The organism is Kluyvera sp. 1366, from assembly GCF_054823405.1.
The window spans coordinates 704,345-722,352 of sequence record NZ_JBTRDW010000001.1 but is presented as its reverse complement, the minus strand read 5'-3'; the positions used below and the strand labels follow the sequence as shown (position 1 = coordinate 722,352).

16 protein-coding genes are annotated in these 18,008 nt (G+C 52.5%); 7 read left to right on the top strand and 9 right to left on the bottom strand.

What is annotated here, in order from left to right:
* Window positions 1-55: 55 nt before the first annotated feature.
* The 4 genes from ACVLVH_RS03275 to ACVLVH_RS03260 all read left to right on the top strand — a co-directional run bounded on the left by ACVLVH_RS03275 (window position 56) and on the right by ACVLVH_RS03260 (window position 5,639).
* On the top strand, window positions 56-1,156 hold the full coding sequence (locus ACVLVH_RS03275; protein ID WP_309837079.1) for an efflux RND transporter periplasmic adaptor subunit: 1,101 nt from the start codon (window positions 56-58) through the stop codon (window positions 1,154-1,156).
* The gene (locus ACVLVH_RS03270) at window positions 1,153-4,203 is read left to right on the top strand and encodes an efflux RND transporter permease subunit (RefSeq protein WP_498948717.1); all 3,051 of its coding nucleotides are present in this window, start codon (window positions 1,153-1,155) and stop codon (window positions 4,201-4,203) included. Before ACVLVH_RS03275 ends, ACVLVH_RS03270 begins: the two co-directional genes overlap by 4 nt.
* An 835-nt stretch (window positions 4,204-5,038) precedes the next feature.
* Window positions 5,039-5,323 carry a hypothetical protein gene (locus ACVLVH_RS03265; protein WP_309837075.1) on the top strand — a complete coding sequence of 95 codons (285 nt, stop codon included), beginning with the start codon at window positions 5,039-5,041 and terminating at the stop codon, window positions 5,321-5,323.
* A gap of 64 nt (window positions 5,324-5,387) precedes the next feature.
* On the top strand, window positions 5,388-5,639 hold the full coding sequence (locus ACVLVH_RS03260; RefSeq protein ID WP_137387092.1) for a biofilm development regulator YmgB/AriR family protein: 252 nt from the start codon (window positions 5,388-5,390) through the stop codon (window positions 5,637-5,639).
* 114 nt (window positions 5,640-5,753) lie between these two features.
* On the opposite strand, the gene ACVLVH_RS03255 is transcribed toward ACVLVH_RS03260, so the two are convergent.
* From ACVLVH_RS03255 to cspE, 6 genes are all read right to left on the bottom strand, one after another.
* Window positions 5,754-6,038 (bottom strand): biofilm development regulator YmgB/AriR family protein, encoded by a 285-nt coding sequence (locus ACVLVH_RS03255; protein WP_101761240.1) that lies wholly within the window; start codon window positions 6,036-6,038, stop codon window positions 5,754-5,756.
* A 249-nt stretch (window positions 6,039-6,287) separates the two neighbouring features.
* Window positions 6,288-6,530 (bottom strand): regulatory protein YcgZ, encoded by a 243-nt coding sequence (gene ycgZ / locus ACVLVH_RS03250; protein ID WP_101761241.1) that lies wholly within the window; start codon window positions 6,528-6,530, stop codon window positions 6,288-6,290.
* A 340-nt stretch (window positions 6,531-6,870) separates the two neighbouring features.
* Window positions 6,871-7,140 carry a hypothetical protein gene (locus tag ACVLVH_RS03245; RefSeq protein WP_309837070.1) on the bottom strand — a complete coding sequence of 90 codons (270 nt, stop codon included), beginning with the start codon at window positions 7,138-7,140 and terminating at the stop codon, window positions 6,871-6,873.
* 426 nt (window positions 7,141-7,566) lie between these two features.
* Window positions 7,567-7,827 carry a hypothetical protein gene (locus ACVLVH_RS03240; RefSeq protein ID WP_192235272.1) on the bottom strand — a complete coding sequence of 87 codons (261 nt, stop codon included), beginning with the start codon at window positions 7,825-7,827 and terminating at the stop codon, window positions 7,567-7,569.
* 637 nt (window positions 7,828-8,464) lie between these two features.
* A complete protein-coding gene (locus ACVLVH_RS03235; protein WP_498948716.1) occupies window positions 8,465-9,082 on the bottom strand; it encodes a dTMP kinase in 618 nt (205 codons plus the stop codon).
* 273 nt (window positions 9,083-9,355) lie between these two features.
* A complete protein-coding gene (gene cspE / locus ACVLVH_RS03230; protein WP_007885867.1) occupies window positions 9,356-9,568 on the bottom strand; it encodes a transcription antiterminator/RNA stability regulator CspE in 213 nt (70 codons plus the stop codon).
* Between the two features lie 246 nt (window positions 9,569-9,814).
* Here cspE and ACVLVH_RS03225 point away from each other — a divergent pair, with 246 nt between their 5' ends.
* The 3 genes from ACVLVH_RS03225 (at window position 9,815) to ACVLVH_RS03215 (ending at window position 12,247) form a co-directional block, all read left to right on the top strand.
* Window positions 9,815-9,943, top strand: coding sequence for a hypothetical protein (locus ACVLVH_RS03225; protein ID WP_256377441.1), 129 nt, complete (start codon window positions 9,815-9,817; stop codon window positions 9,941-9,943).
* A 239-nt stretch (window positions 9,944-10,182) separates the two neighbouring features.
* Entirely contained in the window at window positions 10,183-10,740 is a 558-nt protein-coding gene (gene pagP / locus ACVLVH_RS03220) for a lipid IV(A) palmitoyltransferase PagP (protein WP_498948762.1), read from the top strand.
* Window positions 10,730-12,247, top strand: a complete 1,518-nt coding sequence (locus ACVLVH_RS03215) for an alpha/beta hydrolase (protein WP_498948714.1) — start codon at window positions 10,730-10,732, stop codon at window positions 12,245-12,247. Before pagP ends, ACVLVH_RS03215 begins: the two co-directional genes overlap by 11 nt.
* Here ACVLVH_RS03215 and ACVLVH_RS03210 read toward each other — a convergent pair.
* From ACVLVH_RS03210 to ACVLVH_RS03200, 3 genes are read right to left on the bottom strand one after another with little or no spacing between them, the layout of a single operon-like run.
* Window positions 12,234-13,199, bottom strand: coding sequence for an acyltransferase (locus ACVLVH_RS03210; protein WP_192414562.1), 966 nt, complete (start codon window positions 13,197-13,199; stop codon window positions 12,234-12,236). The genes ACVLVH_RS03215 and ACVLVH_RS03210 overlap by 14 nt on opposite strands.
* Window positions 13,196-16,258 (bottom strand): efflux RND transporter permease subunit, encoded by a 3,063-nt coding sequence (locus ACVLVH_RS03205; RefSeq protein WP_498948712.1) that lies wholly within the window; start codon window positions 16,256-16,258, stop codon window positions 13,196-13,198. Before ACVLVH_RS03205 ends, ACVLVH_RS03210 begins: the two co-directional genes overlap by 4 nt.
* Window positions 16,258-17,253: an efflux RND transporter periplasmic adaptor subunit gene (locus ACVLVH_RS03200; protein WP_498948761.1), complete on the bottom strand. Its 996-nt coding sequence runs from the start codon at window positions 17,251-17,253 to the stop codon at window positions 16,258-16,260. Before ACVLVH_RS03200 ends, ACVLVH_RS03205 begins: the two co-directional genes overlap by 1 nt.
* Window positions 17,254-18,008 lie beyond the last annotated feature (755 nt).

Genomic DNA, 18,008 nt, shown 5'->3' with positions numbered 1-18,008 from the left:
ATTGGTCACTAGTCAGAGAATGGCGTCCTCATACTTCCCTTGAGTAAGGTAACCCATGCTCCGGCATCTCCCTTTGTTGTCCGTCATCTGCCTGCTGCCGGTCATTCTGACTGGTTGCGGCGAACCTCTATCAGCCGCTGACGATCCGCGCTCCCGGCCGCCACTCATCAGGACGGCGACCGTCGAGCCTGCGGCGGGTCAATCTCGCGTTTTTACCGGCATTGTGGCCGCACGTTTTCAGAGCGACCTGGGTTTTCGCGTGTCGGGCAAGGTGCTTGAGCGTCTGGTTGATAAGGGGCAAAGCGTCAAACGCGGCCAGCTGCTGATGAGGCTCGATCCGGCTGATCTCGCGCTGCAGGTCCGCGCTGCAGAGGGTGCGGTAAACGCCGCCCAGGCACGCGCGCGCCAGACCGGCGATGATGAGAAACGCTATCGTGGATTGGTGGGTTCTGGCGCGGTCTCTGCATCCTCTTACAGTCAAATTCGTGCAGCGGCAGATGCCGCGCGTGCCGATCTGAGCGCCGCGCAGGCGCAGGCACGCGTGGCGCTCAACGCCTCGCAATATGCCGTACTGAGTGCTGATGCCGATGGCGTGGTGGTGGATACGTTGGCCGACCCAGGTCAGGTGGTTAGCGCCGGTCAAACGGTTGTGCGCCTCGCCCGCGCCGGTCAGCGTGAGGCGATGGTCAGTCTGCCGGAGACATTGCGCCCGCAGGTGGGATCGCCGGCCACAGCCATCCTGTATGGCAGTGGGATCGAGAATGATGCCAGGCTGCGCGAGTTGTCAGACTCGGCGGATGCAGCAACCCGCACCTACGAAGCACGCTATGTGCTAAGCGGTGCCGCAGCCAGTGCTCCACTGGGTTCAACCGTAACCCTGCGTATCCCGGAGTCTGCGACGACGCCAGAATCCTGGTCAGTACCGCTCAGTGCGGTTTGGGATGCGGGACGCGGTGCTGGCGTCTGGCTGGTGGAAGGCAAACCCGCCAAAGTCACCTGGCGGGCCGTGACGCTGCTCGGCATCAGCGACGACAGTGCGCGCGTGTCGGGTCCGCTTCAAAGCGGGGAACAGGTGGCCGCGCTGGGCGCACACCTGCTGCATGAAGGCGAAGCCGTCCGCATCGGAACGCCTGGGTCGCAAGGAGCCACGCCATGAGCCACAATCGCTTTAATCTGTCGGCGCTGGCGGTGCGTGAACGATCGGTCACGCTGTTCCTGATCATTCTCGTTACGGTCGCTGGCGTAGTGGCTTTTCTGGGTCTGGGAAGAGCGGAAGATCCCCCCTTTACCGTCAAGCAGCTGACGGTGATCACCGCCTGGCCTGGCGCCACCGCGCAGGAGATGCAGGATCAGGTGGCTGAGCCGCTGGAGAAGCGACTGCAGGAGCTGAAGTGGTATGACCGCACCGAGACCTATACTCGTCCCGGAATGGCATACACCATGCTTTCCCTGCAGGACAGCACGCCACCTTCTGAAGTGCAGGAGCAGTTTTACCAGGCACGCAAAAAGCTCAGCGATGAGGCGCGCAACCTGCCGGCGGGTGTGATCGGGCCGATGGTTAACGATGAATTCTCGGATGTGGTTTTTGCCCTCTATGCACTGAAAGCAAAGGGAGAACCGCAGCGATTTCTGTCTCGTGATGCCGAAAAACTCCGCCAGCAGCTGCTACACGTTGCGGGCGTAAAAAAAGTCACTATTACCGGCGAGCAGGCAGAACGTATTTATGTCTCCTTTTCCAGCGATCGCCTCGCTACGCTGGGCATTACACCGGAACAGATATTTAACGCCCTGAACGGGCAAAATGCCCTGTCACCCGCCGGTTCGATACAAACGCGCGGGCCCGAGGTGTTTATCCGCCTCGACGGAGCGCTGGATACGCTCGAAAAAATCCGCAACACGCCGGTCGTCTCCGGTAATCACACGCTACGGCTTGTCGACGTGGCCAAGGTCGAACGTGGCTATGTCGATCCGCCCGATTTTCTCATCCGTAATGAGGGTGAACCTGCACTGATGTTGAGCGTGGTGATGAGGGAAGGCTGGAACGGTCTTGAGCTGGGTAAGGCGCTGGAACAAGAGGTCCGAAATATAAATAGCGACATGCCGCTGGGCATGACGCTCACCAACGTTTCCGACCAGGCGGTTAACATCAGTTCGGCTGTCGATGAGTTCATGGTGAAGTTCTTCGTGGCTTTGCTGGTGGTGATGGTGGTGTGCTTTGTCAGCATGGGCTGGCGCGTTGGCATCGTGGTTGCTGCCGCGGTTCCGCTGACGCTTGCCGTAGTATTTGTGGTGATGGCCGCCACGGGAAAAAACTTTGACCGCATCACGCTGGGTTCACTCATCCTCGCACTGGGTTTACTGGTTGATGACGCCATCATTGCGATAGAAATGATGGTGGTGAAAATGGAAGAGGGCTATGACCGCATCAAAGCATCGGCCTACGCCTGGAGCCATACAGCCGCGCCGATGCTGGCCGGCACGCTGGTAACCGCGATCGGCTTCATGCCCAACGGCTTTGCGCAGTCCACCGCCGGTGAATACACCAGCAATATGTTCTGGATCGTGGGGATTGCCCTGATTGCCTCGTGGGTGGTGGCAGTATTGTTTACCCCTTATCTGGGCGTGAAGATGCTGCCCGACATCAAGCCGGTAGTCGGTGGCCACGCGGCAATCTATAACACCCGCCACTACAATCGCTTTAGACGACTGCTAACCAAAGTCATCGCGCATAAGTGGTGGGTGGCAGGCGCGGTGATTAGCTGCTTTGTGCTGGCGATCATTGGCATGGGGCTGGTGAAAAAACAGTTCTTCCCGACCTCCGATCGTCCTGAGGTGCTGGTTGAAGTGCAAATGCCTTACGGCACCTCAATAGAGCAGACCAGCCAGACCACGGCGCGAATTGAGCACTGGCTGAAAAAGCAAAAAGAAACCCGCACGTTAACCGCGTATATCGGGCAGGGTGCGCCGCGTTTCTATCTGGCGATGGCCCCGGAATTGCCGGATCCCTCTTTTGCCAAAATCGTGGTGCTGACCAACGGCGAGCACGATCGCGATGCGCTGAAGCAGCGTCTGCGACAAGCGGCAGCAGATGGGCTCGCGCCTGAAGCGCAGGTGCGCGTTACACAGCTGGTTTTCGGTCCCTATTCGCCTTATCCGGTCGCTTACCGGGTGATGGGTCCCGATCCAGACGTACTGCGCCAGCTGGCCGCGAAAGTGAAAGTACTGATGCAGGCCAGCCCGATGATGCGCACCGTCAACACCGACTGGGGTTCACGTGTACCGGTAATGCATTTCAGGCTGGATCAGGATCGGCTGCAGGCGATGGGGCTAACGCCTGCCGGAGCGGCTCGTCAACTGCAGTTCCTGCTAAGCGGGGCATCTATCACGGCGATTCGTGAAGATATCCGATCTGTGGAAGTGGTTGGTCGTGCAGCCGGAGAGGTGCGCCTCGATCCCGCGCGCCTTGACGCTCTGACGCTAGCCGGAGCCGATGGGCAGCGCATTTCACTCTCGCAACTCGGTGAAATCGACATCCGCATGGAAGATCCGCTGCTGCGTCGCCGCGATAGAACGCCAACCATAACGGTGCGCGGCGATATTGCTGACGGATTGCAGCCACCGGATGTCTCAAGTGCGTTGAGCCGGGAACTTCAGCCATTAATCGCGTCACTGCTACCGGGGTACCGTATTGAACAGGCGGGCTCGATTGAGGAGTCGGGTAAAGCGACCAAAGCGATGCTGCCGCTGTTCCCAATTATGATTGCCCTGACGCTGCTGATCATCATCCTGCAGGTGCGTTCCATGGCAGCGATGGTGATGGTTTTTCTGACCGCGCCGCTCGGGCTGGTTGGCGTTGTGCCCATGCTGCTGCTATTCCAGCAGCCCTTTGGCATCAATGCACTGGTTGGGCTGATCGCGCTGTCAGGGATTCTGATGCGTAATACGCTGATCCTGATCGGACAAATTCATCAGAATGAGCGAGAAGGCCACGATCCTTTCAAGGCTATCGTTGAGGCAACGGTGCAGCGCGCCCGGCCGGTTCTGCTGACAGCGCTAGCGGCGATTCTGGCATTCATTCCACTGACGCACTCCGTGTTCTGGGGCACGCTGGCTTACACGCTAATTGGCGGGACGCTGGGCGGCACCATTATGACGCTGGTGTTTTTACCGGCGATGTATGCCATCTGGTTCCGTGTCAGGTAGGCTATTGATGTAAAAAAATCCCCGCCTGGAGCGGGGAAGGAAGTATGAACAATATGCAAAGACTCTCGCACGCTGTGCGTGCTGTGTGTAACCTTCGTACCAAGTATGAAGCGATAAAAGAGTAGTAGCAGTATTTAACGCCTGCAACTCAGGTCCACAAATAAAAATGAAAAGGCTCGGGGACGAGGCCTTTATCACTTCAATCATCACCGCAATGGTTTGATGAACAGCCCTGAAAACCCTGCCTGGCTTCGTTTATCCTCGTCAGTAAAACCCGTGCGTTACTTATCAACATGGTCTTTTAAAAATGAGAAATCGATTAATAAATGGCATTTATTTGGAATGACCAAATAAAAATTAGCAATATTCTTGATGATTGAGTTCATAAATAACCGAAGCGGTTTCATTTTTATAAAGATGCAATTTAAATGACTGTAATAGGAGCTAAAATAAAAAAAATATAACCCGTGCATTTTTTTTAATCTCCTATAAATTGACCCAGCGGTACTCTCCGCACGTAACGAATGATGCTTTGCATCGCCTCTGAAAGCGTTAGAGATTTCCACTTTCAGAGGTCATTTTTTTCCTGCCATAAAAGTCCATTCCTTTTTACTTGCCCTGTCTCATATTAAATATTCATCAATTCACGCCAATAAAGCTGTACAACATTGCGATCATTGTATAAGTTTACTCCATGACGATCTGATTAAAATATGAACACGTGAGGTTTCCTTGCAGCAGAACCCGGGTAGATGCCATTCAGTAAATGATATTGCAGCGTTTTTCAGCCGCAACTCTCTCTCTTCTCAACACTAAATGTTGAACAGAGAGTGATATGAAAAATCACCATGAACAAAAGTTGAGTGATCTTCTCATCGGCGAGGCGGTAATAGCATTGCTGCGCGAAAAGGCCGGCATCTCGCGACGTGCGCTCCTCTCGAAGCTTGAATGCATGCTGAAAGCCGAAAAGGATGAAGAACGCGCGCGCGCAATACTTCTCGCTATGCAGGATGTGAAGAAAGAAATCGCCGAGAGTGAATCCCTTAAAGTTGGAGACCGGAAGCACATGGCAAATTTTGATATAGATAAATTCGGTAATGACGACTCAACCCGACATTAACGCCGGCTAAGGGCTTAAGTGCGTGGGAGAGAGACAAAAATGCGCAACTCAGTAAGGATATTTTATGCAGCAGAATACTATCGAGTCAGACCTGCAGAGTTATTTACACAGCACCGGTGACCAATATGCAGAGGAAAAAGAAGTCATTGGTATCATCGTAAAGTCATTGATCGCAGAGAGAGGAAGAGTGACGAACAAGGCCATCATTATGAGTCTGATAGCGGAGCTGGAGAGTGCGACAGATATCGAGCAACTCGATGTGCTGCGCAACTGCCTTGAAATCGTTGTAGGCCGTACGCCTAATGATGAAGACTAAAGAAACCAATCTATTCTATACGCCTACCAGCGGGGAGAGTTGTGTTAATTCCCCCGCTTTTCTGACCGCTACATCCATATTAAAACACTGATCCTCATTTCCCTGAGACTTTACTCACCAGTAGAAAAATGCCCAACGCTCTTCTTCACCCGGAGTAAAGCCCACCACCATTTTTAACGCGTTGAGTAACGCGTCAAGTTGCAGCGGGTCAGTGGTGTTTTCAATTTCCGAGATGAAGTACAAAATAATGGCGCTATTGGAGACACTCTTACCCTGACTCTCTAGCGTCTGTATGGCGGAGTCAATCAGTGTCTTCTCCGCAGAAAGGTTGTCACCTGCGTTTTGGAGATAGTCAGTAATGTCTATTTCGCGGGACGTTTGCTGTGCGCTTTGTTGCATTTTCTCTCCTTGTGATCAGATATTTCTGCGGCAACGTTTGAAAGATGTTTACGCTATTGCGTTGGGTGTTGGCTAAACAAACCCATGCTTTCTGGGCTATTTACCCAGTTAAAAGTCATTCAAAACTAAATTTAGCGCATATTTCTGTTATGGCACGCCTTTCATGGATAAAAATCCATTAATGAGCGGTTCAAAGCCTGAATTCCTTCGACGGGATCGTGACTGGCGTATCTCGCCAACAGATAAAAGTTAGCGATCGAACAGCATGCCGATCAATGTCTGATAGTGGCGTTCTTCTTCTTGAGTGGCAGCGACTTCAAGACGTCTTAACAGTTTAGTGCAGATAGCCTTACGATTAAGGTTCTTGCCTGCCCGAAGGATTTCGACAACAATTTGACCTAGCGTTTCTTGCTGAGTTGGCGCGCTTGCTTTGCTAAAATAGTGTGCAATATCGCTGGCTGTATCGGGAAATTTAGAAACACTCTGACGCATGCGAACCTCGTAAAAGTTGGGATAGTCGATTCTGTCTGAACATAAAGTTAGACAATCTTTTAAAACTTGTACAGGATTAATTTATCTGTACAGATTTTCTTTTTAAGCAAAAGATGCTTATCCTTTTTATTCAGGTGGTTATGTTTGGTTGTGAGATCAGCTATCAGTTCTGGTTGTTGAAGATAAGGGTAAATTTGTACAAAGAGAGAGGAGGCGATTAACTGGAAGAGGGGGGTAATGAAAGGTTCAGGGAATGAAGTCTGTTTAACTCACTTACTTATCGACATAATGCGGAGCGCCCTGAGGCGCATCCTTAACCTGAATCAACGTTAGTCACCCATTAACGATCATTGTTGATAGGGCGTAAATGTCTGGATGCTGAAAGCCAACGTAGCTCTTCGCGGTTTCGTGGGGAGGTTTCGACAAAGGCTTTTAGCCAGCGTCTGGCGTCGGCTATCTGAGCAAGTCTATTGTCGCTGGCATCGCCTTCGGCCATGGTGCCCAACTCAATGATGAGGGAGTGAATGTTGATTTCCTTCTGATTCACAGCAAGATTAATCACTGCCTCGCCAATAATGATATGGCCTTGTTCTTCGTCATGAAATAACACTGCGTTTCCTCCAATATTTTCGATTACCGTAAGAATAGTGTAGTAACAAACGTCCTTAAGGTCTTTAAGATTGTTTAGAGATTTCGGTTTATCAAATTATGCATGTTAATGTTGCTGCTCAACTTGCTGATAATTATCTTAAATTATGCCAGATGTAAACGCATTGTTTGATGATAAAGAAAAGTCTCAAATTTCGAGGGAAAATAATGAAATCGTTTTCAAGACAAAACTTGCCTCAATTAACGAAGATTTTGATACGTAATTTGGGAATGGGAAATGAATATTGCCAAATGACCGGTGGGGATTAATTAAGGAAGGGTAGAGTGTCGTCCCTGACATTTTCTCCAGCCGGTACACGTTAAACGCGACCGTTGAGGTCATCTTCGTCGTCGTCTTCCGGCCAGAGCCGGACTACGTCCTTAGGCGTCAGTTCGTTTCGTCGTTCAAGCCTGCAAGCGTTTGCAGGTATGGCACGTTATGGACAGCGCGATCGGGCTCTTCGAAACTCTTCAGCCATTTTGTGGCTTCAGAAATATCAGACAACCTTGCCTTGCTGCCGCCTGCATTTGCCATATGTTCCAGTTCGTCAATCAGTGATTGTACGCTGACAACTCTCTGTCCCAAGGCAATACTCAGTGCCGCTTCGCCAATAATGACGTAGCCTTTCCCGTCGTGTTGAAAAGACATTAACCATCCTCCATTTTCACGTTTATGACAACCTCGACTTAAACTGTAGGCGCTGTTACGGATTTAGCTAAAGGTTAATTCCTAAAAGTCATGAAATCTAAGATTTATATATTTTCTAAGTGACTATTCACTGCCGTTATTAGGTGCTAATGCAGGGTGAAATTATGTGCAATTTTGCATGAAAGAGGTTTAATGTTTAAGGCGTTAAGCGCTTCTCAATGATGGATATTAACTCGGTGAAATAATGGGAAGGCACTACAAAAAGGGGTGATATATTTAATTATAAAGTAATCCGTGAACAGCTGTATAAATATGAAAGCGCAAGGATGCAATAAAACCCTTTGCAGGTAAATATATTGGTTTCGTTACATTTACGGATAGCCAGCTTATTACGCGGAAGTTGGCGGACACCAGCTGCATATTATGCACCGCGCTGTTATATCTGGAGCCCCCACCCAGCCATAGCGTACCCACAAGACGTGCGTCTGTAGAACTTTCAGGGATTACACCGATCTACAGTTAGCCCGAGTAGCAACTGATAACCATAGACGGATGTGTTCAGTGCTCAGTCAGAGTGATGAGTTTCCACTATTAGGTCTAACGGGATGCGGCAGAAAAAGTGTCTCAGAACTGATGCCTAAAGGTCATTCAGCAGTTTGTAGATCTCATTGACAACCTGCAGGGTTGCGTGTTCGATCATCCCTTCATTACGGCATAAAACCCAGCCGTGTTTAGCAACGGCTCGCTCGAACGACTGAGTACAAGCGACATGATCTTCCAGCTTATGCATCACCGTACTACTTAACCCGCGCGTTCTGGCCGCGGCCCTTGCCCATGAAATTTCAGGCGCAGTAACAACCCCGACATGCAGGTCCGGCGCTTGCACGTTTCGATCAATGTTTAACTGTAAAATCTCAGCAAATGGAACCATCCGGCGAAACGCGGCATCAGACGGGTACCAGCGATCCATCAAAATGATGCTGTCCGGTGGCTGTTTAGTCAGCACATGTTGGGAAATCCATGCACGGCTATCAGCAAAGCGCGCACAAACTTCCCACTCTAAATCCATGGAGGGATTTCTGGCCAGCCTGTTCACCTTAGCCATTGTTTCTCTCCTGAAGGGATCGCTTTTTTTCTCGCAAAGCCGGATTACCTTGATGTTATCAGCCCTGAGTTCTTTCGTGATGGCTTCCAACAGCGTGGTTTTACCCACCCCTTTGGGCCCGTCCAGAGATACAAACAGCGGACGGCTCATAGTCGAAATGACGGGTGATGTAGCGTTTGTGTGAAATTCAAATCGGGCAAAAGCATCTTATTTCCTTCTTATTAACCGGTGTCCACTTTCTACGTCCGGTGAAGCTACCAACTCCGCTGGCGAGCATTTTATTCACTACGCAAACCTTAGTCACACCAAATTTCAGGCAATAAAAAACCCGCACGAGGCGGGTTTTTTTATTATCAGCGGTGCTTATCTGCTCAGACTATTGTCTTCATCGCTATTGTAAGCGCTGCTGATAATGAGCGCGGCTTACAGCGGAGTAACGTTACCCGCTGCTGGACCTTTGGCGCCATTTTCAATGGTGAAGGAAACTTGCTGACCTTCATCAAGAGTTTTGTAGTTGTCGCTCTGGATGGCAGAGAAATGGACGAAAACATCCTTGCTGCCATCGTTAGGAGTGATAAAGCCAAAACCTTTATCAGAGTTAAACCATTTTACTAAACCAGTCATTTTGTTAGACATAGATAATTCCTTAATTGATGAGCCACTTGTAGCGGCGAAAATTGGCCTGAAGTGAAAGATTTACTTATTGGGCACTTAGGAGGAGGCTCTCGAAGAAGGATATCTAGGGATAACACTTGAACTGAGGACTGCTTTACTAAAACTGCTTTCATAAGGTCTGTGTTCCAAACCGATGACGCATTAAGACATAGCGTTAATAATTTAGCAACGAATATGTTTATTTATTTTAACCATTTAAAGGGCTGGATGGCTGAACGGCCGGTTACGCTTCATCTTTGGCTGCGCTTTGCCGCGCCGGTCATCGCCGCATGGTTTGTTGTCTGCGTTGTGATGCTACTGATTGGCGTGGCGATTATCTGGGGACCGTTCTGTTAAAAAACTAAGGAGCCCACATTGGGCTTCTCGATCTCTTTTGACATGTTTAAAAAAACGCATTTTATCGACATATCTCTTTGGCGTGTTTTGGTTGAAAGCGCGATAACAGCTAATCCAGGTCATTTCCTATAGCAATAACAAGCAACTATAATCTTACCGATTAAGTGGCTTGATCTGCTTTGTGAGCACGTCAGCTTTTCCACTCCTTTTCGCGGCGGTGAATTTTAGAGGCATACATGATGCGAACTCTTCAGGCGGCCTGGTTGCTTACTCTGGCCCTGTTTGTCTGTTCCGCCTCGGCGGCCAACTCGATTAGCGATGGCTGGGAATGGCTCAAGCAGGACGTTTCACAAACCTGGCAGGAACCGCAGTATTACGATCTCTATCTGCCTTTCATCAGCTGGCATGCCCGTTTTGCTTACGATAAAGATAAAACCGATAACTACAATGAAACGCCTTGGGGGGGCGGGTTGGGCGTCTCGCGCATCAATGAAGACGGTAACTGGAGCGCGCTCTATGCGATGGCGTTTAAAGATTCCCATAACGAATGGCAGCCGATCATTGGTTATGGCTGGGAGAAAGGCTGGTATCTGGATCAATCGCGTGATTTTCGTCTCGGTCTCGGGCTAACCGCCAGCATTACCGCGCGCGATGACTTCGCCAATTACGTGCCGCTGCCTATCGTGCTGCCACTGTTCTCCGCCGGTTACAAACGTTTCAACGTGCAGTTCACCTATATTCCCGGCACTTACAATAACGGTAACGTGCTGTTTGCCTGGGTTCGCTATGCCTTCTGATTCCGTCGACGCGTTGCATAAAGATCGCATCAGCAAAGTGCTCAAGCGCGTAGCGTTAGGCTTGCTGGTTTTGCTGGTGATGTTCCTGGTGATCCGTGGTTATCAATCCGAACAGGGACCGCCGCTGCATCGCTGGCATACGTGGTCGGCGGATGAAATGTCGGTGGATGAGATTGATCGCGCCAGCTTCGCGGATTATCTGACGCGCGAAGCAGCGATTTTCCACGACATGAAAGTTAACGTGACCGACCAGCTCAATGACGATGAGAAAACGGCGCTCAACCGCTTTAACGCGCAAAGCCCGGTTTATCCGGCGCGATTTGACACCGACTGGAATCGCTCATATATCCTCGAGCCAGAAGGAAAAGCGAAAGGTGCGGTGGTGCTGCTGCATGGATTAACCGATTCGCCGTACAGCATGCGCTATTTGGCGCAGGCGTATCAGCAGAAGGGTTTTGTGGCGGTAGTGCCGCGGCTGCCGGGACACGGCACGGCGCCCGGTTCACTCACCAAAGTTGACTGGCAAATGTGGATGGCGGCAACCCGCTTAGCGGTGCGCGAAGCGACACGCCTGGCGGGTAGCAACGTACCTTTGCATCTGGTTGGATACTCGAACGGCGGCGCGCTGGCGGTGAAATACAGCCTCGATACGTTGCAAAATAACGCGCTGCGCAAGCCGCAACAGCTGGTATTGCTGTCGCCGATGATTGGCGTCACCGCCTATGCGCGGTTTGCTGGCTTAGCCGGCTGGCCCGCCATCATCCCCGGCTTCGCCAAAGCGGCGTGGCTGAGCATCATCCCCGAATACAATCCTTTCAAGTACAACTCGTTCCCGGTGCGCGCGGCGCGGCAATCGTGGTTGCTGACGCAGGCGATGCAGGATCAGCTGCTGCATGTGATTCGCGGCGGCAGCATGCCGGCGTTTCCTCCGGTGCTGACCTTCCAGTCAGTGCTGGATTCCACCGTCAGCACCCGCGCGGTGGTCAATGGGTTCTATCGCTATCTGCCGGATAACGGCAGTGAACTGGTGATGTTCGACGTCAACCAAGCGGCGAACTTGCGCGCGCTGTTCAGGCCCGCGCTCTACTCAGCGGTCAATAATTTGTTGCCGCCTGCGCCGCGCCGCTATGCCTCAACGGTCATCACCAACGCGTCACCGACCACCTATCAAACCATGGCGCGCATTACAGCGGCGGATCAAACGCAAGAAATCGTGCGTTCGATGCATGAAGCGTGGCCGCAGGATACCTATTCGTTATCGCACATTGCCGTGCCGTTCCCACTCAGCGACTCGCTGTATGGCCGCGAGCCAACGGAAAAGAATCGTTATGGCATTAGCTTTGGCACCATCTCGCTGCGCGGTGAAACCGCCAGCCTGATCGTTGGGCTGGATACGCTGATGCGCAACACCTCCAATCCGTTTTTCGATTACATGATGTTGCAAATCAAGGAGCGCATTGATTGCAGCAGTCAGAGCAATCTGCCGGCCTGCATCAAAGGGTTATGACTTTTTTCAGCCAGCCGCTGGCGAGGATCACTCTGGAGAGCAGCACCGAAGCGGCAAAGGTCACGGCAATCAGCGTCAGCTTAGTCGCCAGCGAGGTGATGGGAATCAGCGCGGTGAGCAGATGGAAAACCGAGTAGTGAAGAATATAGACGCCGGTCATGGTTTTGCTGATGGTCGCCAGAATGGTCTCTTTAACCGCCACATTGCGGCGAAAGCGCACCTGACTGGCGGCAATCACCAGCACCACCACCAGCAGATAAATCTGCGAGCCGGTGAGAATAAAGGCGTTGCGATCGGCTTTGAATAGCGCGAAGAAGAAGTGCTGCTCATAAAACCAGGTAAACAGATAGATAAAGGGCAGGGCGATCACCGCGCCGCGCGCTACTTTTTTGCGCTCCATCCAGTCGGCAATCAGCGGATCGCACAGCAGTTGGCCGGTTAAGTAAAACAGCAGCCAGGTCCAGAGCCGATACTGCGGTTCAAGCCGGAACAGCGGGTCGTCCGGATGCAGCACCGCCAGCAAATCGTAGCCATATGAGAACGCCAGCAACGCAAACACCAGCGCAACGAACGCGCGTCGATGCTGGCTAAGCCAGATCATCAGCGGGTGAAAGCTGTAGATGATAATGAACGAGAAGATGAACCACGGCTGGATCAGGTAGCCGCGCTGATAGGGTTCCCACAGGTAATAGACCGTCATCCAGAACAGAAACACGATCACCAGATTGCGAATCTTGCCTATCTGCCAGTTAACATCCTGCTCGGAACGGGCATCCATAATCCCGGCGACGACAAAAAACAGCGGCGTGGCGATAGTGGAGATAAAGGTCAGAAACGCCAGAATCCAGTGATAATCGTAATCGTAGCGATCCCAGGTGTTGTACACGGTGAAAAATGTCACCGCCGTCATACATCCCAGCGTTTTAATCACGTTAAGGCCGGTCACATTCATGATGCGCTAGCCACCGTTTGGCGATGGAAGCAGGCGTAAATCACCGGCAGCACCAGCAGCGTCAGCACCGTGGCAAACCCCAGACCAAACATGATCACCACCGCCATGCTCTGGAAGAACACATCGCGCAATAGCGGCGCCAGCCCGAGCACGGTGGTGAAGGCGGTCAGCAGAATAGGGCGCAGACGCGAGGTGGCGGCGTAGATGATCGCGTCAGCCTGCGGCTTTACTAGCTTCTGCTGTTCAATCTCTTCGACCAGCACGATGCCATTGCGAATCAACATACCGCTCAGACTCAGCAGGCCGATTAACGCCATAAAGCCAAACGGAATCCCGGTGATCAAAAAGCCCGGCGTCACGCCAATCAGCGCCAGCGGCACCGTCAGCCAAATGGCGACGGCGTTTTTCAGCGAGCTAAACATCAGCACGGTGATCACGAACATCACCAGATAACCCAGCGGCAGCGAGGTAAACACGCCTTGCTGCGCTTCACTGGAGCTCTCCGCATCGCCGCCCCACTCAATGCTGTAGCCGTGCGGTAGCGGGATATGCTCAATCTGCGGCTTCACGCGCGCCACAATATCGCCGGAGGTATCATTGCTGAGCGGATTCGGGTCGGTCTGCACGGTGAGTACGCGGCTGCGATCGCGGCGCAGAATTAGCGGATCTTCCCATTGCAACGTAAAACCGCTCACCACGTTGCTGAGCGGGATGTACTGCTGCTGGCTCTGGCTCCACACCAGCACGTTATTCAGATGATTGGCGTCCTGCCGCTCGCTGGCCGGTGGCCGCACGATAACTGGCAGCAGGTCAGCGCCTTCACGATACAGCCCAACGCGGCTGCCGGTGAAATTCATCTCCAGCGCGTTATCCACCTCCTGCTTATCGACGCCTAGCTCGCGGCCCAGCGCCAGATTGAACTGCGGGCGAATAACTTTGCTGCGGTTTTGCCAATCGTTGCGCACGCTGTCGGTGGCGGGATCGGCGGTCAGGATGTCGCCGACCTGGCTGGCGATCAGGCGCATTCTGTCGGGATCGGGACCTTTGATACGCACCTCAATCGCGCTACCGCCTGAAGGACCAAACATCACCCGTTTGGTGCTGGCATTGACCTGCGGATACTGACGCACGATGTAGGCATCAATACGGTGTGACAGCGCCCCGATATTACGCTGATCGTCCATGCGCACCATGATTTGCGCATAGTTGCTGTACTGACGCTGCCCGTTGTAAGTGAGGATAAAGCGCATACTGCCCTGGCCAATGGTGGTGACGGTAGACACCACGCCTTGCTGCCCGGTAATCGATTTTTCAATGTCGCTGGCCATCTGCTCGGTGGCGTTGATATCGGTGCCGTACGGCAGCCAGAGATCGACGAAGAAGATCGGCGTATTGGCTGAAGGGAAGAAGTTTTGTCGCACCGATCCAAAGCCCCAAATCGCCAGCGCCAGCAGCACCGCCATCAGCGAAAGCGTGAGGGTTTTTTGCCTGAGCAATACCTGCAACATGCGCTGATAAAGGCGATAAAAACCGCCGTCATAAGGTGAAACTTCAGCCGCAGCTTTAGTAGGTTCCTGTGTTTTAAACAGCCACCATTTGATCAGCACCGGCGTGATGGTGAGCGCCGAGAACCAGCTCAGCAGCAGGGAAATCAGCAATACCTGGAACAGCGATTTGCAGTACTCGCCGGTGGAATCCTGCGAAAGACCAATCGGCGCAAACGCCAGAATGGCGATTATCGTCGCGCCCAGCAGCGGGAAGGCGGTGCGGCGAATCACAAAGTTGATGGTGGTCATCAGCGGCGAGTTTTGCTGACGCGCGATCAGCACGCCTTCGACAATCACAATCGCATTATCCACCAGCATGCTCAGCGCGATAATCAGTGCGCCCAGCGAAATGCGCTGCAACTCAATGCCGCACAGATACATGATCAGCAGCGTGCCCAGCACATTGAGCGCCAGCGACAACGCGATGATAATGCCGCTGCGCACGCCCATAAAGATCAGCAACACGCCGACGACAATCGCCAGCGCCATCAGGAAGTTGGTAATAAAGCCATTCACCGAGTGCGCCACTTCGGCGGCCTGATCGTAAAACACGTTGATCTGAATGCCCGCCGGTTTTTCTGCCGACATCTGCTGCAGTTTGGCCTCCAGCGCGCGCCCGACATCAATGACATTCACACCGGGAATAAACGAAATTCCCATGGTGACCGCCGGACGTCCGCTGGCGTGGTAAATGCTGGAGGGCGATTCACTCAGCCCGCGCGACAGCGAGGCGATATCGCGCAATCGGGTGGTGGCGTGATCGCCAGGCGGGCTGACCAGCAAGTCGCCCAACTCTTCGATGTTCTGAAACTCGCCGGTTGGATGCAGACGGATCGATTCCGTGCCGGCTTTGATGTCGCCCGCATTGGAGACCACGTTGAGTCGACTTAGCACGCTGGCGAGCTGCGGCAGCGTAATGCCGCGCGCGGCCATCATCGTTAAGGAGACATCGATATTAATTTGCTGTGGGATCACGCCGCCCAGCGCCACCTTGCCAACGCCCGGCACCAGCACCAGCTCACGCCGTAGCTGCTCCGCGTACTGCACCAGCTCCGGGTTGCTGAAGTTGTTGCCAGAAATAGCGAAGAAGAAACCAAACACATCGCCAAAATCATCGTTAACGAACGGCGCGGCCACGCCAGGAGGAAAGAAACGCGCCGCATCGCCGACTCTGCGCCGCAGTTCGTCCCAGATTTGCGGCAACGCGTTGGAGTGATAACGCGAGTCAATGTTGACGGTAATCTGCGACAGGCCGTTGGAAGAGATGGAGCTGACATTGTCCAGATAGGGCAACTGCTGCAGCGCATTCTCCAGTGGCAAGGTGACTTCCTCTTCCACCTGCTGGGCAGACGCGCCGGGATAGTGGGTGACAACCACCGCGGTCTTAATGGTAAAAGCCGGATCTTCGAGACGGCCAATATTGAGCAGAGCAAAAATGCCGCCGACGCCCAGTAACAGAATCGCCAGCCAGACGCGGACCGGATTATCGATAAACTGCCGGGAAGTATCCATTACAGCCCTCGCTCACGCGTCCAGATGCGTACCGGTTGCTGAGCATGCAGCTCGTTGACGCCAGCGGCGACCACGCGTTCACCGGCGTGCAGCCCGGCGGTGATCACCACGCCGCGATCGGTCACTTCACCCACGCTGACTTTGCGATCTTCTAACGTCAGCTGATCGCCGCTGCCTTGCACCACCCAAACATGCGGCTCGTTGCGCTGGCTGTTATCGGGATTGAATACCGCCTCCACCGGCACCACTAACGATTCGCGATTCACATTGGCGGGCAGATTGGCGAGGTTAATCGTCACCGTGCCACTGACGCCGCCCACCGCCGGGAAATCGGCCGGGCGCGGCATAGTTAAAATAATCTGCCACGTCAGCGAGTTGCTGTTACTGCTGCCGGTGTGCTCTTTGTACTCGGCCTGGAATTCGCGATCCGGCAATGAGTTGATGCGCACCACCGGGCGATAGGTCAGGTTGCGTATATCCAGCGCGGTAAACAGGTTTTCCGGCACGCTGAACACCACGTCGAGCAGATCGTTGCGGGTCAAGGTAGCGATGGTTTGTCCGGCGGCGACCACCTGATGATTGCGCACGTTAACCACGGCGGCCACGCCGCTGAACGGCGCGGTTAGCGTCATCTGGCTCAACTCTTCACGGGCAATTTGCAGCGCGGCATTGGCCGCATCGCGGTTGGCGCGCTGCACATCCATGTCTGCCTGCGAAATCGCCTGGCGGCCGGAGAGCGTCTGGAAGCGGGCAAATTGCCTCTGGGCAAGCGTGGCGGCGGTCTGGCGCTCATTAACGCGCTGCTGCGCTTCCCGCGCCGTAAGCCTGGCGATGAGCTGGCCCTGCTCGATGCGGTTGCCCTGGCGAATATCCAGCGATTCAATCTGTCCTGCACGTTTGAACGACAAATCGGTGGAGTCGCCGGATTCAATGCGCGCCGGGAAGATACGTTGTTGAGATTCGCCGGATGCCACAACTTCAACGACTTTCACCATGCGTGGCGGTGGCGTGACTTCCTGTGTTTTTTGATCGCAACCCGTTGTTAAAAATATAACAATGGCAGCCAGCGTAATATAACGAGTCACTGTTTTATCCTCAGCAACAACGAATCCATTGTTGGCAATAATGTGAGTGGATAATTTAATTACCAAGCATAGAGACAACCGCGTAGGTGAATAGTCCTACGGCGGAGCAGGTAACGATCGCAATGACAACATAAAGACTCAGACGGAGCAGGCTATAACCATACATCGTTGCCTCCATTAACCATGACCACAGAAAAACTGCGCCATCGTCTTGAAAGGTGAGAAGTATTAACAGGATGTTTTTATTATCGATGAGCATAGACGCAGATGTCAAAAAAAGTAAAGCCTGATAGCTTGTAATATTCTTGATGAAATTAACCAGATTTAAATCTAATAAAACTGATCTTCATGGATATTTAATCCGCAATAGCGATATAAAATATCAGATTAAACTAACCTGAATGTTGGCTTTAAATTACCCAGCCTTATGAATTATCACACTATATTTTTATTATTTTCCGCGATCGGATAAGTCTGATGAGATAAATGGTTTCCGCCTCGCGACTTTTATTAAGAAATGAATGCGTTGAATATCCCTGTGCTACGTTTATAGCGTTCATTTTACAAAATGCTTTTAATTTCGTATAGAAAATAGGGCTGCTCCATTACCGCTGAGCAGCCATTAACGACATATTTTTCAATCTGAAACGGACCGCTTCTTCCAC

Bases quoted from the DNA above. Each gene is read 5' to 3' on its own strand.
- ACVLVH_RS03215 (WP_498948714.1), top strand. From the start codon at position 10,730: ATGCCTTCTGATTCCGTCGACGCGTTGCATAAAGATCGCATCAGCAAA.
- cspE (WP_007885867.1), bottom strand. From the start codon at position 9,568: ATGTCTAACAAAATGACTGGTTTAGTAAAATGGTTTAACTCTGATAAA.
- ACVLVH_RS03200 (WP_498948761.1), bottom strand. From the start codon at position 17,253: ATGGTGAAAGTCGTTGAAGTTGTGGCATCCGGCGAATCTCAACAACGT.
- ACVLVH_RS03210 (WP_192414562.1), bottom strand. From the start codon at position 13,199: ATGAATGTGACCGGCCTTAACGTGATTAAAACGCTGGGATGTATGACG.
- ACVLVH_RS03270 (WP_498948717.1), top strand. From the start codon at position 1,153: ATGAGCCACAATCGCTTTAATCTGTCGGCGCTGGCGGTGCGTGAACGA.
- pagP (WP_498948762.1), top strand. From the start codon at position 10,183: ATGCGAACTCTTCAGGCGGCCTGGTTGCTTACTCTGGCCCTGTTTGTC.
- ACVLVH_RS03235 (WP_498948716.1), bottom strand. From the start codon at position 9,082: ATGAGCCGTCCGCTGTTTGTATCTCTGGACGGGCCCAAAGGGGTGGGT.
- ACVLVH_RS03260 (WP_137387092.1), top strand. From the start codon at position 5,388: ATGCAGCAGAATACTATCGAGTCAGACCTGCAGAGTTATTTACACAGC.
- ACVLVH_RS03225 (WP_256377441.1), top strand. From the start codon at position 9,815: ATGGCTGAACGGCCGGTTACGCTTCATCTTTGGCTGCGCTTTGCCGCG.
- ACVLVH_RS03275 (WP_309837079.1), top strand. From the start codon at position 56: ATGCTCCGGCATCTCCCTTTGTTGTCCGTCATCTGCCTGCTGCCGGTC.
- ACVLVH_RS03255 (WP_101761240.1), bottom strand. From the start codon at position 6,038: ATGCAACAAAGCGCACAGCAAACGTCCCGCGAAATAGACATTACTGAC.
- ACVLVH_RS03240 (WP_192235272.1), bottom strand. From the start codon at position 7,827: ATGTCTTTTCAACACGACGGGAAAGGCTACGTCATTATTGGCGAAGCG.
- ACVLVH_RS03205 (WP_498948712.1), bottom strand. From the start codon at position 16,258: ATGGATACTTCCCGGCAGTTTATCGATAATCCGGTCCGCGTCTGGCTG.
- ACVLVH_RS03265 (WP_309837075.1), top strand. From the start codon at position 5,039: ATGAAAAATCACCATGAACAAAAGTTGAGTGATCTTCTCATCGGCGAG.
- ycgZ (WP_101761241.1), bottom strand. From the start codon at position 6,530: ATGCGTCAGAGTGTTTCTAAATTTCCCGATACAGCCAGCGATATTGCA.